At 63.6% G+C, this 26,514-nt stretch carries 24 protein-coding genes and 2 pseudogenes; 16 read left to right on the top strand and 10 right to left on the bottom strand.

Going from position 1 to position 26,514, the window contains the following annotated elements; genetic code table 11:
* Window positions 1-54: 54 nt before the first annotated feature.
* Window positions 55-948 carry a LysR family transcriptional regulator gene (locus tag NKH95_RS18425; RefSeq protein ID WP_352441830.1) on the top strand — a complete coding sequence of 298 codons (894 nt, stop codon included), beginning with the start codon at window positions 55-57 and terminating at the stop codon, window positions 946-948.
* A gap of 23 nt (window positions 949-971) precedes the next feature.
* Here NKH95_RS18425 and NKH95_RS18420 read toward each other — a convergent pair whose 3' ends face one another.
* The gene (locus NKH95_RS18420; RefSeq protein WP_352892367.1) at window positions 972-2,204 is read right to left on the bottom strand and encodes a flavin-dependent oxidoreductase; all 1,233 of its coding nucleotides are present in this window, start codon (window positions 2,202-2,204) and stop codon (window positions 972-974) included.
* Between the two features lie 75 nt (window positions 2,205-2,279).
* The gene (locus tag NKH95_RS18415; protein WP_023813351.1) at window positions 2,280-2,456 is read right to left on the bottom strand and encodes a hypothetical protein; all 177 of its coding nucleotides are present in this window, start codon (window positions 2,454-2,456) and stop codon (window positions 2,280-2,282) included.
* A gap of 83 nt (window positions 2,457-2,539) precedes the next feature.
* On the opposite strand from NKH95_RS18415, the gene NKH95_RS18410 reads away from it, so the two are divergent.
* From NKH95_RS18410 to NKH95_RS18380, 7 genes are all read left to right on the top strand, one after another.
* A complete protein-coding gene (locus NKH95_RS18410) occupies window positions 2,540-3,556 on the top strand; it encodes a GlxA family transcriptional regulator (protein WP_352892361.1) in 1,017 nt (338 codons plus the stop codon).
* 194 nt (window positions 3,557-3,750) lie between these two features.
* Window positions 3,751-4,611: an FAD binding domain-containing protein gene (locus tag NKH95_RS18405; RefSeq protein ID WP_023813349.1), complete on the top strand. Its 861-nt coding sequence runs from the start codon at window positions 3,751-3,753 to the stop codon at window positions 4,609-4,611.
* Window positions 4,611-5,087: a (2Fe-2S)-binding protein gene (locus NKH95_RS18400; RefSeq protein WP_352773997.1), complete on the top strand. Its 477-nt coding sequence runs from the start codon at window positions 4,611-4,613 to the stop codon at window positions 5,085-5,087. Before NKH95_RS18405 ends, NKH95_RS18400 begins: the two co-directional genes overlap by 1 nt.
* Before the next feature lies 1 nt (window position 5,088).
* Window positions 5,089-7,350, top strand: a complete 2,262-nt coding sequence (locus NKH95_RS18395; protein WP_352892359.1) for a xanthine dehydrogenase family protein molybdopterin-binding subunit — start codon at window positions 5,089-5,091, stop codon at window positions 7,348-7,350.
* A 64-nt stretch (window positions 7,351-7,414) separates the two neighbouring features.
* On the top strand, window positions 7,415-7,660 hold the full coding sequence (locus NKH95_RS18390; protein ID WP_027035223.1) for a MoaD/ThiS family protein: 246 nt from the start codon (window positions 7,415-7,417) through the stop codon (window positions 7,658-7,660).
* A gap of 972 nt (window positions 7,661-8,632) precedes the next feature.
* Window positions 8,633-11,173 carry an autotransporter-associated beta strand repeat-containing protein gene (locus NKH95_RS18385; protein ID WP_352892357.1) on the top strand — a complete coding sequence of 847 codons (2,541 nt, stop codon included), beginning with the start codon at window positions 8,633-8,635 and terminating at the stop codon, window positions 11,171-11,173.
* Complete coding sequence (locus tag NKH95_RS18380; protein WP_352892356.1) at window positions 11,101-13,125, top strand: autotransporter family protein; 2,025 nt, start codon at window positions 11,101-11,103, stop codon at window positions 13,123-13,125. The genes NKH95_RS18385 and NKH95_RS18380 overlap by 73 nt, the downstream gene beginning before the upstream one ends.
* A gap of 120 nt (window positions 13,126-13,245) precedes the next feature.
* On the opposite strand, the gene NKH95_RS18375 is transcribed toward NKH95_RS18380, so the two are convergent.
* Entirely contained in the window at window positions 13,246-13,602 is a 357-nt protein-coding gene (locus NKH95_RS18375) for a hypothetical protein (protein ID WP_352892353.1), read from the bottom strand.
* A 253-nt stretch (window positions 13,603-13,855) separates the two neighbouring features.
* On the opposite strand from NKH95_RS18375, the gene NKH95_RS18370 reads away from it, so the two are divergent.
* Window positions 13,856-14,296, top strand: coding sequence for a lipid-binding SYLF domain-containing protein (locus tag NKH95_RS18370; RefSeq protein WP_127255770.1), 441 nt, complete (start codon window positions 13,856-13,858; stop codon window positions 14,294-14,296).
* Between the two features lie 84 nt (window positions 14,297-14,380).
* Here the strand turns inward: NKH95_RS18370 and NKH95_RS18365 are convergent.
* A pseudogene (locus NKH95_RS18365) lies at window positions 14,381-15,991 on the bottom strand (ABC-F family ATP-binding cassette domain-containing protein); the annotation flags it as partial.
* A gap of 496 nt (window positions 15,992-16,487) precedes the next feature.
* On the opposite strand from NKH95_RS18365, the gene NKH95_RS18360 reads away from it, so the two are divergent.
* On the top strand, window positions 16,488-16,799 hold the full coding sequence (locus tag NKH95_RS18360; protein WP_352892470.1) for a hypothetical protein: 312 nt from the start codon (window positions 16,488-16,490) through the stop codon (window positions 16,797-16,799).
* A gap of 93 nt (window positions 16,800-16,892) precedes the next feature.
* Here NKH95_RS18360 and NKH95_RS18355 read toward each other — a convergent pair whose 3' ends face one another.
* Together NKH95_RS18355 and NKH95_RS18350 are read right to left on the bottom strand one after the other, a co-directional pair.
* Window positions 16,893-18,026 (bottom strand): transporter substrate-binding domain-containing protein, encoded by a 1,134-nt coding sequence (locus NKH95_RS18355; RefSeq protein ID WP_352892352.1) that lies wholly within the window; start codon window positions 18,024-18,026, stop codon window positions 16,893-16,895.
* Between the two features lie 255 nt (window positions 18,027-18,281).
* Complete coding sequence (locus NKH95_RS18350) at window positions 18,282-18,881, bottom strand: YdeI/OmpD-associated family protein (RefSeq protein WP_128305569.1); 600 nt, start codon at window positions 18,879-18,881, stop codon at window positions 18,282-18,284.
* A gap of 248 nt (window positions 18,882-19,129) precedes the next feature.
* On the opposite strand from NKH95_RS18350, the gene NKH95_RS18345 reads away from it, so the two are divergent.
* Entirely contained in the window at window positions 19,130-19,741 is a 612-nt protein-coding gene (locus NKH95_RS18345; protein WP_164893069.1) for a hypothetical protein, read from the top strand.
* A 111-nt stretch (window positions 19,742-19,852) separates the two neighbouring features.
* A pseudogene (locus tag NKH95_RS18340) lies at window positions 19,853-19,957 on the top strand (SDR family oxidoreductase); the annotation flags it as partial.
* A 137-nt stretch (window positions 19,958-20,094) separates the two neighbouring features.
* Here NKH95_RS18340 and NKH95_RS18335 read toward each other — a convergent pair.
* Window positions 20,095-21,000, bottom strand: coding sequence for a S1C family serine protease (locus tag NKH95_RS18335; protein WP_352677635.1), 906 nt, complete (start codon window positions 20,998-21,000; stop codon window positions 20,095-20,097).
* A 195-nt stretch (window positions 21,001-21,195) separates the two neighbouring features.
* On the opposite strand from NKH95_RS18335, the gene yghU reads away from it, so the two are divergent.
* The gene (gene yghU / locus NKH95_RS18330; protein ID WP_352892350.1) at window positions 21,196-22,062 is read left to right on the top strand and encodes a glutathione-dependent disulfide-bond oxidoreductase; all 867 of its coding nucleotides are present in this window, start codon (window positions 21,196-21,198) and stop codon (window positions 22,060-22,062) included.
* Between the two features lie 86 nt (window positions 22,063-22,148).
* On the opposite strand, the gene NKH95_RS18325 is transcribed toward yghU, so the two are convergent.
* Both NKH95_RS18325 and NKH95_RS18320 read right to left on the bottom strand, forming a co-directional pair.
* Window positions 22,149-22,451, bottom strand: a complete 303-nt coding sequence (locus NKH95_RS18325) for a DUF1236 domain-containing protein (protein ID WP_127296253.1) — start codon at window positions 22,449-22,451, stop codon at window positions 22,149-22,151.
* 595 nt (window positions 22,452-23,046) lie between these two features.
* On the bottom strand, window positions 23,047-23,265 hold the full coding sequence (locus NKH95_RS18320; RefSeq protein ID WP_245486367.1) for an exopolysaccharide production repressor protein: 219 nt from the start codon (window positions 23,263-23,265) through the stop codon (window positions 23,047-23,049).
* Window positions 23,266-23,599: 334 nt separating this feature from the next.
* On the opposite strand from NKH95_RS18320, the gene NKH95_RS18315 reads away from it, so the two are divergent.
* A complete protein-coding gene (locus NKH95_RS18315) occupies window positions 23,600-23,887 on the top strand; it encodes a hypothetical protein (protein WP_352892349.1) in 288 nt (95 codons plus the stop codon).
* Between the two features lie 473 nt (window positions 23,888-24,360).
* Here the strand turns inward: NKH95_RS18315 and NKH95_RS18310 are convergent, their stop codons facing one another.
* Complete coding sequence (locus NKH95_RS18310; protein WP_352551358.1) at window positions 24,361-24,540, bottom strand: hypothetical protein; 180 nt, start codon at window positions 24,538-24,540, stop codon at window positions 24,361-24,363.
* A gap of 1,122 nt (window positions 24,541-25,662) precedes the next feature.
* Between NKH95_RS18310 and NKH95_RS18305 the strand changes: the two genes are divergently transcribed.
* Together NKH95_RS18305 and NKH95_RS33480 are read left to right on the top strand one after the other, a co-directional pair.
* Window positions 25,663-25,962, top strand: coding sequence for a DUF1236 domain-containing protein (locus NKH95_RS18305; protein ID WP_352892348.1), 300 nt, complete (start codon window positions 25,663-25,665; stop codon window positions 25,960-25,962).
* A 71-nt stretch (window positions 25,963-26,033) separates the two neighbouring features.
* Complete coding sequence (locus tag NKH95_RS33480; RefSeq protein ID WP_352551657.1) at window positions 26,034-26,246, top strand: hypothetical protein; 213 nt, start codon at window positions 26,034-26,036, stop codon at window positions 26,244-26,246.
* Window positions 26,247-26,514: the final 268 nt, after the last annotated feature.

Below are 26,514 nucleotides of genomic sequence, written 5' to 3'. Positions count from 1 at the left end.
CCGGATAATCAGCCACCTATTGACATCGCTATTCGGAAACTGCGAACAAAGGCCATGGATCGACTGGACACGATGCGGCTCTTCGTTCGCGTTCTGGAGCGGCGCAGCTTCACCGCTGCCGCAGCCGATCTCGGCCTGCCGCGTTCAACGGCGACGGAAGCCATCCGGCGACTGGAAGAGCATCTCGGCGCGCGGCTTCTGGAACGAACGACGCGGCAGGTGAACGCCACCCAGGACGGCGAAGCCTACTATCGGCGCTGCCTGTCGATCCTGGCCGAAATCGAGGATGCCGAAGCCGCCTTCCGCAATGCGGAGCCCTTCGGGCTGCTGCGCATCGACGCCAGCACGCTGCTCACCCGCACATTCCTGTTGCCGCGCCTGCCGGAGTTCCTCGACCGCTATGCCAGAATCGACCTGCAGATCGGCCAAAGCGACCGGCTGGTCGATCTCGTGCGTGAAGGCGTCGACTGTGTCATCCGCGTCGGCGAGCTACCCGACAGCGGCATGATCATGCGGCGGCTGGCTGTCATCCGCGAGATCACCTGCGCCAGCCCTGGCTATCTCGAACGCCACGGCACGCCCGCCTCCCCCGATGCGCTCGACGGTCACCAGGCGGTGGGCTTTGTTTCGTCGCGCACTGGCGAGACCCTTCCGTTCGAATTCACCGTCGCCGGCAATATCCGTGAGGTGCGGCTGCCCGGCCGCGTCGCCGCCAACAATTCCGACACCGCCGCCGACCTGGCGCGGCTTGGCCTCGGCCTCATCCAGGCGCCGCGCTATCGCTTCGAAAAGGATCTGGCGGATGGGACACTCGTCGAGGTGCTGGCCGACTATCCGCCCTCGCCAACGCCGCTGTCGGCGCTCTACCCGCAGAACCGTCAGCTCTCGCCACGCCTGCGCGTCTTCCTCGACTGGGCCTCGCGCATCTTCGCCGAGGCCGATCTCTAGGGCGCAAAAACGCCCGCTCCCGGTCAATTCGGTTTTGCAAACCCGGCCAGGGACGCATAGCCGCGTACCACGCTCTTGCGTTCTTCGCGCGAAGCGACGGCGTCGATGTCATCAAAGCCATGCGGCGCCCGGGCCTCGACCAAGTCTATGACCGCTTCCGGCCCGCCTTGCCGATTGGCCAGCACGATGGCCGATGTGGCCGGCCGCCGCTCCCCATCATATCGCGCGAGCGCGGCTTCGACGGTTGGTCCCGCGGCCAGATGCATCGCGAGGCAGCCGGCGTCGAGTATTGCCTGGCTGGCTCCGTTCGACCCGACCGGATACATGGGATGCGCCGCATCGCCGAGCAGCGTCACCCGCCCGAACGACCATCGCGGCAGCGGGTCGCGGTCGCAGTTCGGATATTCGTAGAAGCCATCCGTTGCCTGGATGATCGAGGCAGGGTCGACAAAATCAAGCTGAAACCGGTCGCGCACGAAGGGCAGCACATCGTCGATCACGCCCGGGCGGCTCCAGTCGCCGGGACGCAGCGGTGATGTGCCGCTATCACCGGTATTGGCCATCACCGCCCAGTTCGTCAGCCTGGTCTCCGGCTCTTGGCGATCCGGCTCGATCGGATAATACACGAACTTGGCGAAATTGCCGCCGGCAACCGCCATGGTGCGCCCGTCGCGCCAGACCGGCCATGGCGTGGCGCCGCGCCACAGCATCGTGCCGTTCCAGATCGGCGGCCCTTCTTCGGGATAGAGCACGGCCCTGACGGTGGAATGGATCCCGTTAGCGCCTATGAGCAGGTCGCCATGCGCCTCGCCTCGCGAGCCGTCATGCCGGCGGAAATGCGCCACGACCCCGCCTTCGCTCTGCTCGAAGGCATCGACAAGGCTTGCCGTATTGATGATGTCGCCGCCAAGCCTGCTCACCACGGCCCTGTGGATCAGCCCCAGCAGTCTGCCGCGATGAATGCTGATTTGCGGAACCTCATAGCCGGCATCGATGCCGCGCAATTCCTGCCATACGATCTGGCCGAAGCGGTTGGTGTAGACAAGCTCGCGTGTCCTCACCCCCTCCGCGTCGAGCGCCGGCATCAGCCCAAGCCCGGCCAACTCCTTGACAGCGTGCGGGAGCATGTTGATGCCGACGCCAAGTTCGCGGATGTCGTCGGCCCGCTCGAACAGTTCGACCTCGATGCCTGCCTCATGCAGGAACAGAGCAGTGGTGAGGCCGCCGATGCCGGCCCCGGCGATCAATGCTTTCATCAGTCACTCCCTTGCTGTGAAAAATCGGTGCTCGGAAGACGGCCACACACCCGCCGTCGCTTCAGCACGGCATCGTCACCGCGATGCGCCCGACCCGGGATATTCGAGTTGCATGGCGACGAAGTCGGCCGTGCGGGCACCGTGGCTGGCGCTAGCAAGCGCCCTGTGGGCCAGTTGGCGTAGCAATCCGTGCTCCGCCACGACAAGGCCGGCGGCACCGGCACTGCTCCACAACGCAAGTCGCCAACTCATGGGGTCCGATCTCCAGATGGCTTGACGACGAGGGTACGGCGTTACGTTTCGTCCGAAATGACATAAATCGGGCGAATACTGCCATGCGCAGGCAAGTTGCCGTCGTCGTTCACCCCGGTTTCCAGCTTCTGGATGCGGCCGGGCCGACTACAGTCTTCGAGATTGCGGAGCGCTGCCGCCCGGACAACTATGAGCTGGTTTTGCTGGCGCCCGGCGGCGGCGACGTTGAAAGCTCTTCGGGTCTGAAGCTCCTCACCAGGCCTCTGCGCGACGGCCCTTTCGACACCGTTATCGTATCGGGCGGCGAAATCATCCGCTCCATGGAGGCGATGGACGAGATCGTCGCCTGGTTGAGGCGCGCCTCGGCGCGGCGCATCAGCAGCGTCTGCACGGGCGCGTACCTGCTGGCAAAGGCGGGATTGCTCGACGGCCGCCGCGCGACCACGCACTGGGCCAGCAGCGACGACTTCCACCGCCGCTACCCGAAGGTCAGGCTGGATGCCGAGCGTATTTTCATCAGGGATGGCGACATCTGGACGTCGGCCGGCATCTCGGCCGGAATAGACCTGGCGCTCGCCCTCGTCGAAGATGACCTTGGCGCTGAGGTGGCGCGCCGCACCGCGCAGCAGATCGTCGTGCACCAGCGCCGGCCGGGCGGCCAGTCGCAATTCTCGGCCTTCGTCGAGCTGGGCGGGCGAACCGGGCGCTTTGCCGCGCTGATCGAATGGGTGCGGGCAAACCTGGCCGAACCGCTGACCGTCGAATGCCTGGCCGATCACGCGGCCATGAGTCCCCGCAACTTCGCCCGCGCCTTCACCGCCGAGACCGGCGTCACGCCGGCAAAAGCCGTAGAGCGCATGCGCCTTGAGACGGCCCGAACGGCGATCGAGACCAGCCATCTCCCGCTTGAGCGCATCGCCGAAACCGCCGGTTTTGGCGATCCCGGCCGCATGCGGCGCGCCTTCCTGCGTACCCTTGGCCAGCCGCCGCAGGCGTTTCGGGCGGTTGCCGAACACAGGGGCTTCAGCCGGGGCGGCCAGGCAGCGGCTCTGCCCGGCCTAAAGGCCGTTCCGGGTCCAATGGCGGACAAAAGCGAATGAGCGCACTTGATCCACAACCGAAGTTTCACGAAACTCGTCTCAAAGCCGGTTGCTGCCATTCAGTGCGCCACTTTCGGTCTGTTGGACTGGATATTGCGGCGCCTGGCCTAATCGCCGCAGATGAGGAACCGGATAGCCATTATGAGGAGACTGTTTATAACGGTCGCTGAAATCGCGATGACCAAGGGGAGACGATGCGCTACATACGTCCGCTTTCAATAGAAGATGCCGTTGGCCAGTTGGCCGGGTCGGCTGGTACGGCCGCCATCCTCGCGGGAGGCAGCGACCTCCTGGTCAGGATGAAGGGCGGCTTTGCCGAACCAGAGCTGATCGTCGACATCAAGGCGATCGATGGCTTGAGCGAGATCCGGGAAACGGCTGAAGGCTTCAGCATCGGCGCGGCGGTTCCCTGCGCCGTCCTGGGGGAGAACACCGCGCTCAGGAAGGCATGGCCCGGTGTCGTCGAGGCGGCCAAGCTGATCGGATCGAAGCAGGTGCAGGGACGCTGCACCATCGTGGGCAATCTCTGCAACGCATCGCCGGCCGCCGACAGCGTGCCGGCGCTGGTTGCCGCCGGCGCCAAGGCGGTGGTCGTCGGGCCGGCGGGCCGGCGCACGATCCCCGTGCAGAGCGTGCCGACCGCGCCGGGCAAGACGTCACTCGCCAAAGGCGAGATCATCGAGGCGATCCTGCTCGACAGCCAAGCGCCGCGCTCGGGCGATGCCTATCTGCGTTTCATTCCACGCACCGAAATGGACATCGCGGTGGTCAGCGCCGGCGTGAACCTGACGCTCGATGAGCACGGTGTGGTCAAATCGGCCCGCGTGGCGCTGGGCGCCGTGGCGGCGACGGTGCTTCTGGTCGAAGAGGCGGCGGAGGTGCTCATCGGCTCCAAGCTGGACGAAGCGACGCTGGAGCGGCTCGCCAAGGTCTGCGCGGGGGCCTGTCGGCCCATCGACGACAAGCGCGGCACCATCGAATTCAGAAGAAAAGTTGCGGGCGTGCTGGCCAAGCGGGCCGCCACGACCGCCTATGCACGTGCGGGAGGCAAATGATGGCTGGTGTAGCAGTTTCAACCACAATCAACGGCGACAACGTCGAGTTCCTGTGCCAGCCGGACGAGACGCTGCTCGACGTCCTGCGCGATCGGCTGGGGCTGACGGGCGCCAAGGAAGGCTGCGGCACCGGCGACTGCGGCGCCTGCAGCATCATCCTCGACGACCGGCTGGTGTGCTCGTGTCTGGTGCTCGGCGCCGAGGCTGAAGGCCGGCGCGTCGAGACCATCGAGGGCATGGCCCATGGCGACACGCTGCACCCGCTGCAGCAGAAGTTCCTCGAGCATGCGGCGCTGCAATGCGGCATCTGCACGCCGGGTTTCCTGATCGCGGCCAAGGACCTCCTGGCCAAGAACCCCGACCCGACCGAGGAAGAAATCCGCTTCGGCCTCGCCGGGAACCTCTGCCGCTGCACCGGCTACGACAAGATCGTGCGCGCCGTCCAGGACGCGGCCATCGTGATGAAGGGAGCCTGAGATGAATTTCGATCCACGTTTTTCCGGACGTAAATTCGCCTCCGTCGGCACGCGTCCGATCCGTCCCGACGGCATCGACAAGGTGACGGGCCGCGCGCGCTACGGCGCCGACTTCAACATGGCCGGCCAGCTGATCGGGCGTGTTCTCAGAAGCCCGCACGCCCACGCCAGGATCGTCAAGATCGACATTTCGAAGGCGGAAAAGCTCGCCGGCGTGAAGGCGGTGATCACCGCGGCCGACCTGCCGGACCTCACCGATGGCGATGCCGCCATGTACGACGTCCTCGACAACTGCATGGCGCGCACGAAAGCGCTCTATGACGGCCACGCGGTGGCTGCGGTCGCTGCGATCGACGCCCGCACCGCCAGGCAGGCGCTGAAGCTCATCGAGGTCGAGTACGAGCTGCTGCCGCATGTCACCGATGTCGACGAGGCGGCGAAGCACACGGCGCCCTTGATCAATGATGCCATCTTCACCGAGGGTCTTGAGGAAAAGCCGGTCAAACCCTCCAACGTCACCAAGCGCAGCCAGTTTGGCCATGGCGATGTCCATCAGGGTTTCGGCCACGCCGACTTCATCGTCGAGCGCTCCTTCAAGACCGAGCAGACGCACCAGGGCTATATCGAGCCGCATGCCTGCGTGGCGAATTTCAGCTCCGACGGCACCGCCGACCTTTGGGTGTGCACGCAGGGCCATTTCGTCTACCGCCAGCACTGCGCCCAGCTACTTGGCATGGAAGCCTCGAAACTGCGCGTCACCTCCTCGGAGATCGGCGGCGGTTTCGGCGGCAAGACCCATGTCTGGGCCGAGCCGGTGGCGCTGGCGCTGTCGCGCAAGGCCGGCCGGCCGGTGAAGCTGGTGATGACCCGCGACGAGGTGTTCCGCGCCTCGGGCCCGACCAGTGCCACCTCGATCGACGTCAAGATCGGCGCCCGCAAGGACGGCACGATCACCGCCGCCGAAGCGACGCTGCGCTACAGCTGCGGCCCGTATGCCGGCTCCTGGGCCGAGATCGGCGCGATGACGGCCTTCGCCTGCTACAAGCTCGATAACGTCAAGACGGTCGGCTACGAAGTGCTGGTCAACAGGCCGAAGACCGCGGCCTATCGCGCGCCCTCGGCGCCGATGGCGGCGTTCGCGGTGGAAAGTGCTGTCGACGAGCTGGCCAAGAAGATCGGCATGGACCCGGTCGACTTCCGCATCAGGAACGCCGCCCAGGAAGGCACAAGATCCTCCTACGGCCCGGTCTACGGCCCGATCGGCATCGGCCCGACGCTCGAGGCGGTGAAGGGCCATCCGCACATGAAGGCGCCGCTGGGCAAAAACCAGGGCCGTGGCATGGCTTGCGGCTTCTGGTTCAACTTCGGCGGCCAGACCTGCACCGACCTCAACATCGGCATGGACGGCTCGGTCTCGCTTGCCGTCGGCACGGTCGATGTCGGTGGTTCGCGCGCGTCGCTGTCGCTGGTGGCGGCGGAGGAACTCGGCATCGACTATTCCCAGGTCAAGGCGATCGTCGCCGACACGTCCAGCCTCGGCTACAACGACATGACGGACGGCAGCCGCGGCACCTTCTCGTCTTCCATGGCAACGATCTCGGCCGCCCGCAACGCGATTCTGATCCTGCGCGAGCGCGCCGCGCAGATGTGGGACATTTCCGTCGACGACGTGGTCTGGGAACAAGGCCATGCGATCGCCAAGGGCGAGAAGCACGGCAATCTCGGCAAGCTGTCGCTGAAGGAGATCGCGGTCGAGTCGGGCAAGACCGGCGGACCGATCGCCGGCCACAGCGAGCTCGTCGCCGATGGCGCCGGCGTCTCCTTCGCCACCCATATCTGCGATATCGAGGTCGATCCCGAGACCGGCGCCGCCAGGGTCATCCGCTACACGGTCGTGCAGGACGCCGGCAAGGCGGTGCACCCGACCTATGTCGAGGGACAGTACCAGGGCGGTGCGGCGCAAGGCATCGGCTGGGCGCTCAACGAGGAGTATATCTACGGCAAGGACGGACGGCTGCAGAACGCCGGCTTCCTCGACTACCGCATCCCGGTCTGCTCCGACCTGCCGATGATCGACACGCAGATCTTGGAGATTCCCAACCCCAACCACCCCTACGGGGTGCGCGGCGTCGGCGAGACGTCCATCGTGCCGCCGCTGGCGGCGATCGCCAATGCGGTGTCGAACGCCGCGGGCGTGCGCATGACGCACATCCCGATGTCGCCGCCGCGCATCCTGGCGGCGATCGAGGCGGCTAGAGCATGATGCCGAAAAGTGCGAGGCGGTTTTCGGATAACATCATGCTCCATCCCGAATAGGGGTCTCGCGAATGGTCGAAGTAACGCTCTGGGGCTCGCTCGCCGCGACCGCCGGAGGCAACAGCAAGGTCGAGATCGAGGCCAAGGACATAAGGGAACTGTTCAGGAAGCTGGCGGAACAGTATCCCGGCCTTGAGCCCTGGATCGACAAAGGAATCGCGGTTGCGATCGACGGGACGATCTATCGCGATACGTGGTCGAAGAAGCTGCCGGAGGGGGCGGAGATTTTTTTGTTGCCGAGGCTGGCGGGGGGGTGAGCGGATAGCTGGCGGGGCAAAAGTGCACTGTCACCGTAATTCTACGAAGCGCTATTGCGTCCGACCGGGAGGAAGTCTGCTTCGCGCCTCATGTCGGTCATCGAACAGACTGTAGCCGCATCCCAGTAGCTGACATCGCTGAGGCCCCCGCGGCGACAGGGGTATGGCGTGAGGGGGAAATCCCGGTCCAGTGATGACGCTCTGTCCACCCGGCTTGCGCTGGGCAGCCTTCGAGCTCACTCGATGGGATCGGCTGAGGGCCAGGAGCTCCGAAAATTTCCCTGCAGACTATGCGGCGAGATTGTTCTCGCGATTCCGTAAGGTCTCTTTGATAAGCTAGATCTAATATCGACGTATTATCTGTCACTCAAACGTCGCAGACTTGATTTTACTGCTCACCGTTAGCTTCTTGGTAGCTCTCATGACTATAAACGTCTTGCGGGCGAATAGCTTTCATGCTGCCTTCGGCGCACTCAGGAATCAGGGAGCATAGGCATGGCGGAGCGGATTTTGGCGCGCGACGGGATTTGGGTTTTGCGTCTCGCGCGCTTGCAGCAGGACGTGTCGCTTCGCTGCAGCGCTTCCGCCCTTGCAATTCTTACGGTCACCCTTGCGCTGAGCGCCGCGCCGGCTTGGGCCGATGGCGGCAATGGCGCCGGTGTGAATGCTGGACAAGGTGGGGTTGACGGTGCACTAGCGGGCGCCACGGGTCAGAGTATCCCCAATGGGGCGGCTGCCGGTGGCGGTGGCGGTGGCATTGACCTCACGACGGGCAACGGTGCGGCTGGGGGATCGGGATCGTTAACTACCACAGCCAGTAATCCTAATGGCGTTGCCGGTGCGACTGGTGCTACGGGTCTGGTCATCTCCACAGACGGTACTATTTCCACCAGCATCAGCGGCGGGGCGGGCGCATCAGGCTCACCTGGTGCGATCGGCGTCGTCAGGAGCGGCGGCGGTGGCGGTGGCGGAGTGGGCGTCAGTGCGACGGCCGACGTTACCGTCACTGGTACAGGATCGGTAAGTGGTGGCACTGGCGGCCGAGGCGGGAACAATGGCCAAAGCGGCAGCGGTGGTGGCGGCGTCGGCATATTCTCGTCCGCAAACGTGTTTGTAGAGGCGGGCGGCAGGGTTACCGGCGGCACGAGTCTCTCCACAGTTGGGGTCCAATCAGGTGGTGGCGGCGGCGCGGCTGCCATCGTCCTGATCGGCGGCGGGACAATCCAGAACAGCGGGAATTTGCTCGGGGGCGCCGGCGGAAGAACTGTTCTCGGCGGCGGTGGGGACGGTGGCGCCGCTGTTCTGCTGCTTTCAGGTGGAACCGTCATCAACAATCAAGGTGCGACGATCATTGGCGGCAGTGGCGGCCAGGGCTCCTTGGCAGGCGGCGATGGCGCAGCGGGGATCAAGGGCGCCAACATCGCGGTTATCAATGCGGGCACGATCAGCGGCGGCGCCGTCGGCGCCGGTGGTGGAACTCCGATCACCGGCAAGGCTATCGAGTTCACAGGCGGAGTTAATTCTCTGGAGCTTCAAGCGAGCTCGGTAATCGGCGGCAATGTGGTTGCATTCAGCACTGCCGACACTTTCAAGCTGGGCGGCGACAGCAGCGCCAGTTTTGATGTGTCCAAGATCGGCGCTGGCGCCAAATACGACGGCTTCGGATTGTATGAAAAGACAGGAAGCAGCACCTGGACACTGACGGGGACGACGACCGCCCTTACGCCCTGGACTTTGAGCAGCGGGGCCCTGCAAATTTCGAATGACAACAATCTGGGCGCCGCCTCCGGCGGGTTGACCTTCAGTGGCGGCACACTGCAGACGACCGCCGACATCACCAGCGGCCGGACAATCGCCCTGACAGGAGGCGGAACGTTTCTGACTGATGTCGGCACGATCCTCACGCTCAGCAATGTCATCTCCGGAGCAGGCGGTCTCACGAAAGCAGGCGGCGGGACGATGGTTTTGTCGGGCGCCAACACTTACACCGGCGGCACTGTCATCAATAACGGCACGCTCCAAGTCGGCGAGGGCGGCAGCATTGTCGGCAATGTCCTCAACGACAGCACGCTGGCATTCAACCGCTCAGATGCATTGATCGTCGGTGGTGCGATCTCAGGCAGCGGCGCGGTGGTTCAGCAGGGCTCGGGCGGCACGACACTGACCGGCCTGAACAGCTACAGCGGCGGCACGGTGATCACCGGCGGCACGTTGACCGGTCAAGCCTCGAGCCTCGGCACCGGCGGAATCCTCAACGACGGAGCGCTCGTCTTCGACCAGCCGACCGACGCCACCTTTGCCGGCTCCATGGATGGCAGCGGCTCCCTTACCAAGCAGGGTCTTGGCAATCTGAGCCTTACGGGAACCAGCACTCTCAGCGGCCCGACGACGGTCGAGGCCGGCAAGCTTGTCGTCGAGGGTTCGCTCGGCAGCTCGCAGACGACGGTCAACAGCGGTGCGACGCTGGGCGGCTCCGGCTCGATCGGCGGCGCGGTCATCATCGCCGATGGCGGCATGCTGGCGCCGGGGTCCAGCCCTGGCACCCTCACGGTCGGATCGCTCAGCCTGAGCTCCGGCTCGATCCTTGATTATGAGCTTGGCCAAGCCGGCATTGTCGGCGGCGGCGTCAATGACCTGATTGAGGTGACCGGAAACCTGACGCTGGACGGCAGCCTCGACATTACCGATGTCGGCGGCTTCGGCCCCGGTGTCTACCGGCTGATCAATTATGGCGGCGCGCTGACCGACAACGGCCTCGAGTTGGGCAATCTGCCGGCCGGCGTAACGACAGCCGACCTGACGGTGCAGACCTCGGTCGCCAACCAGGTCAATCTGGTCAGCAGCGCCGGCAATGACCTGTTGTTCTGGGACGGTGACGCGGCCGGGAATGCCAACAACAATCTGGTCGACGGTGGCAACGGCACCTGGACGGCGACGAGCCCGAACTGGACGACGAGCACCGGCTTGGTGACAGGCGCGATGAAGCCGCAGCCCGGTTTCGCCATCTTCCAGACACTTGGCGGTACCGTCAGCGCCGACGACAGCGCTGGCGAGCTTGCGGTCACCGGAATGCAGTTCGCCGCCGACGGCTATCGCATCGAGGGAGACGCCATCACGCTTGCCGGCGCTGGCGGCGAGAGCATCATTCGGGTCGGCGACGGCACCTTGGCCGGAGCAGGCTATACCGCCACCATCGCCTCCGTGCTGACCGGGGCGAGCAGCCTGACCAAGACCGATGCCGGCACGCTGGTGCTGTCGGGCGCCAACACCTACACAGGCGGAACGGCCGTCTCGGGCGGCGTGCTTTCGGTTGCGGCCGACAACAATCTCGGCGACGCCGCCGGCGACCTGACCTCTCCGGCGGTACGCTGCGCAACACCGCCGTCTTCTCCTCGGCGCGAGACATCACGCTTGCGGCGCCCGGCGGTACCTTCGACACCTTGGCCGACCTCACTTTGTCCGGCGCGATCTCGGGTGCCGGCAATCTTGCCAAGACCGGCGCCGGCACGCTGACGCTGACCGAAACGAACAGCTATGGCGGCAACACGCTGGTGAGTGCCGGCACGCTGGTCGGCAACGCGGCTTCGATCCGTGGCGACATCGGCAATTCCGGCACTGTCGTGTTCGACCAGGTGGCGGATGCCAGCTTTGCCGGCGATATCTCCGGCACCGGCACGATGGTGAAGGACGGTGCCGGCACGCTGAAGCTAGCCGGCACCTCGCTGCTCGACTGGACCGTCGACCAGGGTGGCCTCGTCTCGGCGGCCGAGCGCTTCGGTGGCGATGTCTCTATCGGCGCGGGCAACTCCTTCACCTTCGACCAGGTCGCCAACTCCAGCTATGCCGGCGTGCTCTCGGGTGCCGGCACGTTCATCAAGGACGGCCAGGGCACCCTGGTGCTCGCGTCCGGCAACTCAGGCTTTACCGGCGCCACATCGGTCAGCGGCGGCACGCTTGCCGCAGGCGCAGAAAACGCATTCAGTTCCTCCTCGCAGTTCTCGGTCGCCTCAGGCGCCACGCTCGATCTCGCCGGCACTTCGCAGACCATTGCTGGCCTGACCAATGCCGGGACCGTGGGCATTGCCGGCAGCCTTGGAAGCAAGCTGACCGTCAGCGGCGACTATGTCGGCAATGGCGGCAACATTCTCATCGGCACCGCCCTGGGTGCAGACAACTCGCAGACCAACATGCTGGTTATCGCCGGGGATACGTCAGGCACGGGTACGCTCCAGGTTGTCAATCTCGGCGGCGGCGGGGCGCAGACGGTCGAAGGCATCAAGATCGTCGATGTCGGCGGCGTCTCGAATGGCAGCTTCTCGCTAAAGGGCAACTATACTTTCGAAGGCGATCAGGCGGTGGTCGGCGGCGCCTATGCCTACAGGCTCTATCAGGACGGCACGAGCACGACCGGCGACGGCGACTGGTATCTGCGTTCTGCCTTGATCGATGGCGGTGGACCCGGAACTCCGCTCTATCAGGCAGGCGCACCGCTCTATGAGGCCTATGCGGGCGTATTGCAGACCTTCAACCAGCTGGGCACGCTGCAGCAGCGGCTCGGCAACCGGTCCTGGACCATCGAAGCGCAAGGCGCCGACGGAATCTCCGACGAGGTGAAGGCCGAGGCCGGTATCGGGCTGTGGGGCAGGATCGAGGGCACCAGCGGCTCCTACGATCCGGAAAGCTCCACCACCGCAACGACATATGACACATCGACCTGGAGGCTGCAGACCGGCGCCGACATGCTTTTGTCCGATAGCGCGGCCGGCCAGCTCATCGGCGGCGTCGCCTTCCAGTATGGCACCGTGTCCGCCGACGTCTCGTCGGTCTTCGGCAGCGGGTCGATCGACAGCACCGGCACCGGGGTTTCCGGCTCGCTGACCTGGTACGGCGCGGAAGGCTTCTACCTCGACGGCCAGGCGCAGGTGATCTGGTACGACAGCAATCTCGATTCGGCGACCGCCGGACAGCGGCTCGTCGACGGCAACAACGGTGTCGGCTACGCGCTCGGCGTCGAAGCGGGCAAACGCATCATGCTCGATCCCAATTGGTCGCTGACGCCGCAAGCCCAGTTGGCTTGGTCGTCGGTCGACCTCGACGCCTTCACCGACGCCTTTGGCGCGAGGGTCACCCCAGGCACCAACGACAGCCTGCTTGGCCGCCTCGGCCTCTCGCTCGGCCATCAGACGCAGTGGCAGGACCGCACGGGCCGCGCCGGCCACACGAATCTCTACGGCATCGCCAACCTCTATTACGACTTTGAGGATGGCTCATCTGTCGACCTCGCCGGCAGCACCCTTTCGAACCGCAACGAGCAACTCTGGGGCGGCCTCGGTATTGGCGGCACGATCAACTGGGCCGACGACAGGTTCTCGGTGTTCGGCGAAGCCGCCGCCCGGACGGGCCTCAAAGACTTCGGTGACAGTCATGCGCTGACCGGTTCACTGGGCTTGCGGGTCAAGTGGTGACTTGCTTGGCACTTACTGGCTGATGTTGATCGCGCCATGACTGCTTAGGTCCAACGGCGGCTCTCCACTCGCGCCGCTTCGCAGCCCCGGTGCCTTTGGGGCCGGGAAGGCGCGGCAGGGCTATGGATACTTCGTCGGCGGCACGCCAGGGTTCAAATCGCCCTGCAGTTCCTTCGGCAGCGGCAGGCTTGAGCATTGCAGGTGCACCTCGCGGGCGAACAGCTTTCGTTGCTTCTGCTCATTCTCCTTGATGGCTGCGACGAGCCCCATCGAGTATGGACCAAGCAGGACGCCGAAACCCCACCCCGGATGCTCTTTCTCGCGAGCCTCGTAATCCGAAGCCGCCATGCGGGCCTGCTGGCATGCCGGCGAAGCCCATTTCTGGTCGGTCCGCGAAAGCGACGCCTCATAGTCGACCGGAGAGGTCGCGCATCCAGCCACTGCCGCAGTCAATGCGAGGCAGATTGCGATTCTCATCCGAAGCCTCTCCTGAGCCTTTTGAAGGGCCTGCATAAACCTCTTCATCCCACAAGGCGATAGCTGCGGTCGGGCGCCTCCCCACCCTCCGCAACCCGCCGCCCTCTCCCCGGCCCTCCAGCCCGCCCGGATTCGAACCCATGCCTGGAACCAAATCGCGGGGCCTGGAACCAAATCACGGGCGAGACTGTTCAGTTGTAACTTTGATCCCACGCTGCGGCCGGCAAAGCGGCGACATTGAGGAGTTCTCACCATGAAGATTTCATCCGGATTTCGTTCCATCGCGGTTGCCGCCATCGCCACCGCGAGCATCGGCTTTGCCAGTGCCGCGCATGCCGACAGCGGCACGATCCGCTTCTCCGTCTACAAGGCGGCCTTCTTCGTCGGTGGTTCCGGAGGCAAGGGCACCTTCACATTCCATGGCAAGAGTTACCCGATCTCGATCGGCGCCGTGTCCGGAGGCTTGGCCTTCGGCGTGTCCAAGACATATTTCCGCGGCACCGTGCGTCACATCAGACGCGCCCGCGACGTGACCGGGGTCTACGGAGCGGCCGGCGGCGGCGGCACGATCGGCAAGGGCGCCCAGGTGATCCTCATGACCAACGACAAGGGTGCCCAACTCGAACTCTCGGGCAAGCAGGTCGGTCTGCAGGTCAACGCCGACCTCAGCGGCATGGCCATCTCGTTCGAGTAAGGCGGTCATTCCCACACGGACGATATCCAAGGGGCGGTGCCCGGGTGGCCCCCGCCCCCCCCCCACGGAAGTTGAGCTACTGGGCCCCGGCGCTTCCTGCCCCGTCCGCTCGACATATTCCGTATAGCCGCCGCCATAGGTGTGGATGCCTTCGGGCGTCAGTTCCAGCACGCGGTTGGAAAGCGCCGCCAGAAAATGCCGGTCGTGCGAGACGAAAAGCATGGTGCCTTCATACTGCGACAGCGCGGTGATCAGCATCTCCTTGGTGGCGATGTCGAGATGGTTGGTCGGCTCGTCCAGCACCAGAAGGTTGGGCGGATCGAACAGCATCAGCGCCATCACCAGCCGCGCCTTCTCGCCGCCTGACAGCACGCGGCATTTCTTCTCGATCTCGTCGCCGGAAAAACCGAAGCAGCCGGCAAGTGCCCTGAGCGGCGCCTGGCCGGCCTGCGGAAACGCGTCCTCCAGTGTCTGAAACACGGTGCGCTCGCCTTCCAGCACTTCCATCGCGTGCTGGGCGAAATAACCCATTTTGACACTTGGCCCGCGCGCGACCGTGCCGGTGTCGGGCTCGGAAGCGCCGGCGACCAGCTTCAAGAGCGTCGACTTGCCGGCGCCGTTGACCCCCATGATGCACCAGCGCTCGCGGCGGCGGACCTGGAAATCGAGCCCCTCATAGATGGTGCGGCTGCCATAGCCCTTGTGGACGTTCTTCAGCGTCACGACATCCTCGCCGCAGCGCGGCGCCGGCAGGAAATCGAAGGACACGGTCTGGCGGCGCTTCGGCGGCTCGACGCGGTCGATCTTGTCCAGCTTCTTCACCCGGCTCTGTACCTGTGCGGCATGCGAGGCGCGCGCCTTGAAGCGCTCGATGAAGGCGATCTCCTTGGCCAGCATCGCCTGCTGGCGCTCGAACTGCGCCTGCTGCTGCTTGTCGGCGATCGCCCGCTGCTGCTGATAGAATTCGTAGTTCCCCGAGTAAGCGGTCAGCGAACCGCCATCGATTTCGACCACCTTGTTGACGATGCGGTTCATGAACTCGCGATCGTGCGAGGTCATCAGCAGCGCGCCATCATAGTTCTTCAGGAAGGACTCCAGCCAGATCAGGCTCTCCAGATCGAGATGGTTCGATGGCTCATCGAGCAACATGGTGTCGGGCCGCATGAGCAGAATACGCGCCAGCGCCACGCGCATCTTCCAGCCGCCGGACAGCTTTCCGACATCGCCGTCCATCATCTCCTGCGAAAAGCCGAGACCGTCCAGCACTTCGCGGGCGCGGCCATCCAGCGCATAACCGTCGAGTTCCTCGAAGCGGTGCTGCGCCTCGCCATATTTTTCGATGATCTCGTCCATCTGGTCGGCCTGGTCGGGATCGGCCATGGCCGCCTCGAGCGCTGCCATCTCGGCCGCGACTTCGGACACCGGCCCGGCGCCGTTCATCACTTCGGCCACGGCGCTGTGGCCTTCCATGTCGCCGACATCCTGGCTGAAATAGCCGATGGTGACGCCGCGATCGACCTGCACCTGGCCTTCGTCGGGCTGCTCCTGGCCGGTGATCATGCGAAACAGCGTCGTCTTGCCGGCGCCGTTCGGCCCGACGAGGCCGACCTTCTCGCCCTTCTGCAGGGACGCCGACGCTTCGATGAAGACAAGCTGACGGCCGTTCTGCTTGCTGATGCTTTCCAGTCTGATCATGCGGTGTCCGGGCTATATGCTTGCGTGAAAGGATTTGCCCGGCGCCTTACGCGAAGGATGGCCGCAAAGAAAGAGGCGCAAGCGCCGCATACAGCCGATCTCCCCCCTCGTGGCAGGGCTATCGCATATGGATTCTTGCGAAGAAGAACCCCCACCCTAACCCTCCCCACAAGGGGGAGGGAACGCTGCCGCGTGCCTTTAATTCTTCTTGGCGCCGAAAAGACAGGCGATTCTCCCGGGTCAGTGCCAACGGAAGTCTCCCTCCCCCTTGTGGGGAGGGGTTAGGGGTGGGGGTCCGTGCCGGGCAGACATCTCAGGAATTCCATATGCGATAGCCCTGCCACGAGGGGGGAGATTGGCAGCTTCAACGCCCACCAGACACACCCCAGAAACAAGATTCAACATCCGGGAAAAACTCGCGAAAACATCGCCTGTCATAACCACCCTCGCGGCGGCCAAGCGGCCGCGGCACAACGCGAAGAAATGGTCCCGAAACATGCAACGACGTTCGACCGGATGGATCGGTGCCCTGACAGGCATTTCGCTCGCCATGCTGGCGGTCGCACAATCGGGTGCGGACGCAGCGGTCACCCGGAGCGAATATTGCAGCCAGCTCGGCCTTCAACTCGACGGGGCCATCCAAACGAAAGTCGTCCCAGGCACCAGCGCAAGCCAGATCGCCGAGGCAACCGCGCTCCAGGACAAGGCGAACCGGTTTTGTGCCGAGCGCAAACAGGCGCAAGGCATCAGGACCTACGCCAACGCCCTGAAACTCCTTGGCGTGACACCGGTCGACCTGAACCAGTGACAGCAACCATCAATTCTTGAAGGGAAGGGCCGCCTCTCTCGCAGAGCGAGGGCGGTTTTTCCAGCGCATCGCACCGCGGAAGTTCCTGCCGGACTACTTCTCGCCCAGATATTGGAAAACGGCCTGTTTCCACCAATCGCTTTCGATGGTCTGCAGGAGGGCGACATCGAGAGACTTGCGCAACGGGCTGCCGAGCGGCAGCGCAATGGCATATTGCTGCTGGTCGAAGGTCGCATCGAGAACCTGCAGGCTCGTCGCGTAATTCTGCCCGACCAGCCAGCCAAGCAGCGGCTTGTCGTGCACCAGCGCATCGATCTTGCCGGCGCGAAGCGCGTTGAGGCCCTGCTGGATCGAGGCAAAGTCCTGATGACGGATCTGGGTCGAATCCAGATAGGACGCCGTCGACGAACTCTGCACCGCGCCGACCCTGACCGCGGCGAGATCGCTTTCGCCCTGCACCATTCCTTCCATCTGCGTCACCGTCAGCACCGATGTGACACCCGCGGTGAACACCGCGATCGCAATGATCGATCCCATCATCCAGAGCGCGGCCAGCACGCGCCCCGGCACGGTTCGCGGACCGAAATCACCGGTGCTGGCCTGCGTCGCGGCGATGGTCGACCACCACATGCTGGAAAACAGTCCCTTGGCGACGCTGCCGCCGAAATCGTCATTGTGCCGACGTTCGAACATCCAGATCAGGACGCCGACCACCACCGAAATGACGACCAGCGCCAGCACCGCCTGCAGGAAGCCGAACGACGTCAGGGCATGCAGAACCGGCCGCCATGACGGCTGGTTGTTGAGCGGTGTCGCAATGCCGAGCCCAGTCGTGAAGAAGGGCTGCGTGAAGTCGACGGCCTTTTCGCGGTCGGCCGTGACCGTGATCGCGGCCATCGCCGCATCGAACCTGCCGTTGACGACGCCATCGATCTGGTCCTGCACGGCAGGCACTTCGACATAGCGGAAGCGAAGGTTGAGCCGCCCGGCTATTTTCTGCCAGAGGTCGATGCTCAATCCCGACCAGCTGCCGTCCTGCAGCTTGAACGCAAAAGGCGGCGCCTCCTTGATCCCGACCGAGATCTCTTTTGCCGGCGAGGCCGAGGGGGAAGCCAGGTCGGGAGACGTCTGGTCGGGCGAGGTCTGGGCAAGCGTGGCGCCGGCTCCCACACACGCGACGATGACAATGAGACCCAGCGCCATCGTCCACGAAGCAACTCTTCTCAACGGCAACGACTCCCAGCGTCCGCCGCTCGATCGTCGCGGCTTTCGAAGGGTAGCCGCCGTGCCGTCCTTCGTCCACCGGCGATGTCGTTGCTGAAGCAGCCGCGCGACGCGCCGACCATCGAATTGCGCAAAAACAAGCAGTTGGAACAATTTCACGATTCAGATCCTGAAGCGCTTCGCGCAACGCCGGATCCCGTGCGGACAGGCTTGCCGTGCCGAAGACGAACTCGCGCCCAAACCAGCCCACCCCAAACCTTACTTCCTGCCTTGCGGGTAGATCGTCTCGCCGCGCTTCAGCATTGCCACAAACGTCTCGATCTTCTTCTTGCGCCCGGCCTCGGTCTTCATGTTGTGGGTGCGGAAGGCGAGCGCGAAACGGTTCTGGGCACTGAGCTTTGCCAGCATCACCTTCGCAGCGGGTTCGGCGTCTATGGCAGCCTGCAGGTCGTCGGGGATTTTCATCTCCTTGCCGCTGCCATAGGCGCGCGCCCAGCGCCCGTCCGCCTTGGCCGCCTCGACCTGTTTGAGCCCATGCTCGGTCATGCGGCCCTCCTCGACCAGCCGCGCGACATTGTCGATGTTGATCAGGCTCCAGATGCTCTTCCGGCTGCGCGGCGTGTAGCGCTGCAGGAAACTCTTGTCGTCCAACCCCTTGCGCACCGCATCGATCCAGCCGAAGCACAGCACCACGTCGATGGCTTGCTTGGGGGTGATCGACTTCAGTCCCGACCCCACCTTGTGAACCTTGATCCACACTTCGGTTTCCGTGGCGTGGTGCTTGCCGAGCCATGCGTAGAAGCTGCCCGGATCCGGGAATTCATGGACCTTGTCGGGATCAACCTTGACCGGCGCCATTAGCCGGCCTGTCCTTTCGGTGTCGCTCGCGCCATCAGTTCCCTCTCTGTCGTCCCTGGCATTGCCCGTCATCGACCAGAATGGCACGAGTCGCTGTCAGTTTCCGGCAGCAAACTTGGCGGGCGCCTACGGCGTTCCTTCGCGCCCCTCGACCTGAACATTTTTCTCCCGGCCCCGCTGTATGAAATTTCGGAATACCTGCCATGCTCGTGCTCGGGCACGCCATCTCGCTCCCGGGGGAATATGCCATGAAATCTCTGTTGCTCGCCTTTGTGTTGTCTCTCCCCACGGCCGCCCTCGCCGAGCCAATCGAAACCCGGAAGATCATCACAGCGGTGACCGGGGACTTCAACGGCGACGGCGCCGTCGATCTCGCCATGGTGGTGGAGACCGAGCCCGGCCACCCGATGGATGTCCACTTCTTCCTCAGGGACAAGGAGCACAATTACCTCAAGCCCGTCGAAACCGTGCACGAGCAGATCCACGGGGAATGGAACGGCTACGACCGGCCGGGTTACGAGAACTCCGACACCGAGCCGGAACTGACGATGCTGCCCAACGGTTCGATCAAATTCTACCTGCCGGCGATGCCGGTCGGCAGCGAACGGACCGACATGACGCTGACCATCGCCTGGCGCGACGCTGCCTTCATCGTCGCCGGCTTCGCCTATGACCATGATGACTATTTGAAGGAGAATGCCGAAAGCGCCTGCGAGTACAATGTCCTGACCGGCAAAGGCACCGGCAGCGAAAAGCAGCCGGACGGCAGCACCAAGCACAAGACCGTCTCGGTCGAAGGCCAGACCATCGCCTTCAAGGACTGGAACCCGGGCACCGCCTTCACCGCTTGCGGCAACTGATCGCCCTGCATCATCGGCGCTTCCGATAGCGCTATCGGTTTCTTCCGTTTTCACTTGCCGTACCGAACTGCCAATTCCCTGCCCTTCTCCATCCAAGCAAAGGCAGAGCGAATGAGCATTTCAAATGAGAAAATCCTGATCGTCGGTGGCGGCTCTGGCATGGGTCTGGCGCTGGCCCGGCGCTGCGTCGAGGCCGGCGCCGAGGTGATCATCGCCGGGCGCGGCGAGAACCGGCTGCGGCAGGCGCGCCAGGCGCTTGGCAATCCCGCCGAGGCCCTGGCCGCGATGGCCGAGCGGCTGCCGGGTCGGGCGGATCGGCCAACCCGACGACATCGCCGACGCCATCGACGCGTCTACTGCAGTTGCGGCTTTTTCAGAAAGCTGCCGCGGTCGGCCGATTTGACGCGCAGCCAGGTTTCGCGGCCGTCGCGCAACACCCGCATTGGAATCTCGGCCCCCGCCGAGCCGCTCTCCCACAGCTTGCGATAGAAATCGGCCAGCCCGTCGACCGCGCCGTCCCGGATGTCGGAGATGATGTCGCCTTGGCGCAGGCCGGCCTTGGCCGCCGGGCCGCCCTCGGTCACGCTCATCACCACCACTCTGCCGTCGCTTTCGGCCGACAGGGCGCCGAGCCACGGGCGCGGCGGCTTGGCCACCTGGCCGCGCGTCAGGAGGTCATCGAGAATGGGCGGCAACAGATCGATCGGCACGATCATGTTTATATCGGCGACCTCGCCGTTGCGGCTCATCTGCAGGCGCAGGGAACCGATGCCGAGCAGCGAGCCGTCAGCGCCGAACAGCCCGGCACCGCCCCAGGACGGGTGCGCGGGCGCAATGAAGATCGCCTCGTCGAGCAGATACTCCCAGTAGCCGGCGAATTCCTGCTTGGTGACGATCTTGGCCTGCACCGACTGGCCGGTGCCGTCGGCCAGCACGACGGCGTCGCCGATCCTGGTCTTGCCGGCATCGCCCAGCGCCACCGCCGGCAGGCCGAGCGGCGCCAGCGCCTGCACCAGCCCAAAACCCGATTCCTGGTCATAGGCCAGCGCATGCGCGGGGATGACGCGGCCGTCATGGCTGGTCAGCCAGACCTCTTCCGCCTCCGTGATGAGATAGCCGATGGTCAGCACCAGCCCATCGTTGCGAATGACGACGCCGCTGCCTTCCCTGAGCGTGCCGAGCGCGCCGGCCGTAAAGGCATCTTCGGGGACAGTGGCCCGCACTGCAACGACCGAGCGCGGATTGGGATTGATGGTCATGCTTTTGTCCTGGATGGGCTTTGGTGACATCTTCTATAGGTATGCCACGCAGGAGAAGGCGCAAGGGTGAGGAAGTGCCCAATTGCCGATCTTGGCTCCGCGGGCATCGATAATAGTTCAACGCAAGTTGAACTTACACATCCGCAGCCCTAGTTTATGGCGACCTGCCATCCTTCCCCGACACGAGGCCACGAAATGACCGACTACACACCGCCGAAAGTATGGACCTGGAACAAGCCGAGCGGCGGAGCCTTTGCCAGCATCAACCGGCCGATCGCCGGGCCGACGCATGACAAGGAACTGCCTGTCGGCAAGCATCCGTTGCAGCTCTATTCGCTGGCGACGCCGAACGGCGTCAAGGTCACGGTCATGCTGGAAGAGCTTCTGGCGCGCGGCCACAAGGGTGCCGAGTACGACGCCTGGCTGATCCGGATCAACGATGGCGACCAGTTCGGCAGCGGCTTCGTCGAGGTTAATCCAAACTCCAAGATCCCGGCCCTGATGGACCGCAGCGGCAAGACGCCGGTGCGCATCTTCGAATCCGGTTCGATCCTGGTCTATCTCGCCGAAAAATTCGGCGAATTCCTGCCTACCGAACAGCCGGCGCGCGCCGAGGTGCTGTCTTGGCTGTTCTGGCAGATGGGCTCAGCGCCGTATCTGGGCGGCGGCTTCGGTCACTTTTATGCCTATGCGCCGGAAAAGTTCGAATATGCCATCGACCGCTTCTCGATGGAGGTGAAACGCCAGATGGATGTGCTCGACCGCCGGCTGGCCGAGACTGAATATCTCGGCGGCAAGAACTATTCCATCGCCGATATGGCGGTGTGGCCCTGGTATGGCGGGCTGGCGCTCGGCCGCATGTACAATGATTCCGCCGAGTTCCTATCCGTGCAGGAATACGCACATGTGCAACGCTGGTCCAAGGCGATCGACGCACGACCGGCGGTCAAGCGCGGCCGCATGGTCAACCGCGCTTTCGGCGAGCCTGCCATGCAACTGCATGAGCGCCACGACGCCAGCGATTTCGAGACCAAGACGCAGGATAGACTGGCCGCCGAATAGGCCATCGCGGATCGCGACAAAGGAAACCCGCCACCGACGCGACGTCGGGGCGGGTTTTTCCCAAGGTCCAATGCTGCGGGAACGCCTTAGTGCAGCACTTCAACGATCTGGCGGGTCTCCGGGTCGACGAGGACCGTCTGGTCATTGATCACCGCGACGCGGTATTTGACGTCGGGCACCTCACGCAGTTCGACAGTGTCGGGTACCGACGAGCCGAGCTTGAGTTCGACCCCCAGAAGGTTCACCGAGGCAAGCGGTTCCCTCTTGATGTATTCGCGAACGACCGTCTCCTGCTCCGGCTGGACGACGACGACGCTCTCCGCCAGCGCCGCACCAATGCCGCCCATCAGGACGATGGCAGCCGCCGCGCTTGTAAGATAAAGTTTCATGACCGTCTCCTAGTGACAATTGAATTCCGCCCTCCATAAAAACTCCACCGTTGCCATGCGGTTCCATCGAACTTCAGAATTGAAGATGTTACGTTTTCGGCTCGGATATTAATTTGTTGCTGATCAAACATGCAGCAGGCAGCGCAGGAATGCTTGAAAACTAGCACAAATGTGTACGGACATTAGAAAACGAAAATTCCTTCTGCAGCCGAATTGGCGAAGCACCTGTTGTCGCCGCGTCAAATCAGCCTCGCGTCCCTCTATCTCGACGATGGGAGCACGAAAAAGACTCGCCCCGCCGGGAGCAGAGCGAGCCATGGCAGTGCCGATAGAGGTGGCAACCTCACCGGTACTGCTAGAGAAGCATGATCACTTGTTCCACCTGACGGCCTGAGCCATGCGAAGCCGGTCGCGCATGCATCATGTTCCCACGACGACGCCGAAATGTTCCCACGATACGCTGTGCCGAAACCTCCAGCAGGGCTATGCCCAGACAACGCTGTCTCTCAGTGACCAAACACCGTGATCGCGCTGTGGGCGAGGTTCCCCGAATTTGCCCGGGCGCACACGCGCGAGTGATCCTGGCCAGCCGGTCTCAAAGCTGGACACCGTCGCGATGCAATGGCGGGAAGGCGTCTACCGGATCCTGGCTCGGCACGATATCGTGCGAGCGCCTGAAGATCAGCCTCACGATGAGCACGAAGTAGCCGACCTGCAGGACAAGCAGCGTCGCTATCGTCCAGGCAAATGCCTCCCAGAAAGAGCCGGTGACCATATAGGTCCACACCGCGACAATGAGAGCCGTGGCTGACATTCCTACGAGAAACTGCCCAAAATACATGGTTTCCCCAAACCGCCGAAACCGCGCCGGTTCCAACCAGTCCCTGCTCATCCCATTTCCCGCGAACAACATTTCATTATTTTAGCAACTTCGCAAGTAAGCGGCCGATCGCCACTGCGCGCTTTCCATTGCGCGGCGACTTGGCAACGGTGGCGATCCGGCGCGCGGCGGCGGTGCCGGCGGGGCTGGGCTGACGCGCCAGCCGTCGAAAATCCAGAAGCACGCCCGCTCTTTGCACTTAGAGCAGGGGAACAAATGCCGGCACGCCGAGTTTCGCCTCCAGTTTTTTCAAGGAAAGGAGGCCGGCATGGCACCGCGCAAGAAACCAAGCGCCGACATCGAAGATGACGCACCGCAGGCGGATGGGCCTACCATCGAGCAGCAGGATTGGGATGCGATCAAGGGCGGCGAGATCCTGCCAGAGTCCGTGCCGGAAAACGGCGACATGCGTTACGGCGTCGAAAAAGACGGCGATCTGCCCGACGAGGACGACGATAACGCGTACCAGGACAGCGACGATGCCCTTCCCGATGATGAGGAAGAAGCCGCGATCACGCGCGATCAGACCCGCGAGGGCCGATTCGACGAGACGTGAGCCATTCGTCGCCCGAGACATGACTGCCTGTTGTTGAACTTGCCAAAGCCACATTTTCCATGCCCGGTTCGCGGGAAAATGTGCTTGGCCGGCTAAGTTTTCCGCCTAGGCATTATATCAGATTTACCTAAAATAGCGGAACATCCAAGGGACATTATCGGAACTGAACAAGGCCCCTTGGACTTTTGCGCACGACGGATAAGACCTTGGTCCTACAGGAAAAAGCAAAAACCCGACGTGACCGATTGAAGCTTCCAACGAGGGAACATCGGGGCCGTGTTCGTCGTTTGTCGAAAGCGGCCCCGCCGGGTGCCACGCCTGGAGAACAGCGCGATGCCCCACCGATCCACCATCATCAAGACGGGCCATGGCCCAGGAACGGCGATCGCCGTGCTCATGGTTGGATTAACGGCGGTGGGCATCGTGTTCCTCCTACTCGGCAGTTCGCTCTATTTCAATGAGCAGCCTGCGGATCAACGTGCCCTGTCTTCGCCGCCCGCTCGATCGATACACGCGGCCGATAGCAAAGCGGCAAACTGAACGAGCAACTGCTGAGCGATAGCGAGATTGCCGCCGCGCAGGTCCTCCAGACTTAGGCCAGGAAGATCCGCCATTGCCGCTGCCTGCTGTGCGGCGGCCGTGCTGGTGATCATGGCAGCGAAGCGGACAGCTTCGGACGGTGTTTTGTCCACCGGAGAAGTTTTGGGTTGCTTGCATTAACATTAGATTTACCTAATATAATGGTGGCCGGCGACCGCCAGAAGTCGGCTGGCCCGGCGGCCTCCCTTTGCACCTAGCTGCCGGGCCATTTCTTGTCCTCGCCTTGCCGTCGTCGCCTTTGTGTGGCGCGGATTCATCTTCGCGCCGCTTCGCCACGTATAGCTTCAGCCTCGACAAACAGCCTCCGGCTCGGCAGCCGCAGGAAAGATGCGGACGCCGAGCCCATCGCACTGATCAAATCGCTAGGACGTGCAGGCTAGCTGCTAAAATCGAAGGACGACCGAAGGGCCACGTCTGCGATAGCACCGGACGCGACGGCGACCATGCCGCCAGTAACTGCGGCAGACCCGTCTCCAACGCCGCCCGTGCCGGCGCCGGCGCCAGCCCCGATCCCGATCCCAGTCCCGATCCCAGCGTCGATGGTCGACCGGCTGCACCTCCGCATGTGCACCTTCGTCGTCGAGGGCCTCTGCCTCAATTTCATCGAGAATGCCGTTTCCGGCGCCTGGAACACCGGCCGCTGCCTCGATCGGGCGAATTGCCCCTGCAAGGGCCGCTGCCCCGGCAATGCCAAACATCGCCGTCAAGAAGGATCGCCGATCCATAGTAACCTCCCAACGTTGCATAAGCTGAACGAAGCGCTCGGCTGCCGAATGAGCAGGCCGGCGCATGGTGAAAATAGAGGATTCGCCAGCCGCCGAAGCGGCTTGCGAATCCTATCAGCGCAGGAAGGGACGTTGCTGCGCCGATCGACGACATGTCAGCCAAGGACTATCCCCATCACCAGAAAGGTGACAGCTGTCGCGAAAATCGGTGCGAGCAACCAGCGCGCTTGGCCAACACTTTTGTCCATCTGTCTCTCCGAATTCCGGGAGACAAACAGCCATGAACAGAGAGCCGTTCCCGTCGGTAAGACCAATGCGCTCGCAGACCAGACTTAAGTCGCACGTCTCACCCGACCGAAGCCCCAGCGGAGGAACATTTTCATTTGGCTCAAGTTCAGTTGCCGTCAGCGTTGAACGATCCTGTCATGCTGACTCGCAAGGAGAAACGGTATGAAAATGCACCTAACGGGCGCCGCAGCGGCGCTATTGCTGTTGGCCGGTGTCGGCGCCGTTGCCGCTCAGGACGTTGTCATTCAGCCTGAACAGGACACGGTCATCCGCGAGTATGTGAAGAAGCAGCCCCTCGCTTCGGTCAAGGTTCCCGGTGTGGAACTGAATATTGGTGGCGCGTTGCCGGACACGGTCGAGCTTCATGAGATCCCCGATGTCAAATACCGCTACGTGGTGGTCGACAACCGCACCGTCCTGGTGGATCCGGGCACCCGCAAGATCATCAAGGTCTACGACTGAATTTCCAACTGCCCAAACCCGCCGCCAGCCATGGCGGCGGGTTGCCCAGCTTCCAATCAGGACGAGTGAAGATGACAAGCAAAGCTGTGACATCCCCTGCTTTGGGCGTTCGCCTGGCCGATCTCCAAGCCAGGATGCGTGATGCGCGGGTGACGGATGCCGAAATGAAAACCTTTCAAAAGGTCGCGGCCATCATGGAAGATCGTCATGGGCGGATCGATGGCGACGACCTGATTGCGGCGTCGTTCCTCGCCGATGCCGTCCAGGACCGGCAGACGCCTTGAGGGGGCATCCCCAATAGCCAGTAGACTTTTTGACTCCCGTACCGGGAAAGCGCGCCGAAAGTCTCAGCCGAATCCGCACTTTTGCTCCGGCCTATTCCGCTTTCGCGGAAGTTTCGAGCGGCCCGCAATGTGCAATGTTGCTAATGCGGCGGTACGAGCCGCCCTGGTTGACGCGGGCGCCCGAGCCATCCCAACAATGCGCCCCCCCGTCCGCGTCGACCACGGCAGCCGCCTGTCTTCCTCGCGAAGTCTTCAAGCCGGCTGCCTG

Source organism: Mesorhizobium sp. M0848 (genome assembly GCF_040319805.1).
Taxonomy (GTDB): Bacteria; Pseudomonadota; Alphaproteobacteria; order Rhizobiales; family Rhizobiaceae; genus Mesorhizobium.
This window is presented reverse-complemented; position numbering and strand designations above follow the sequence as displayed.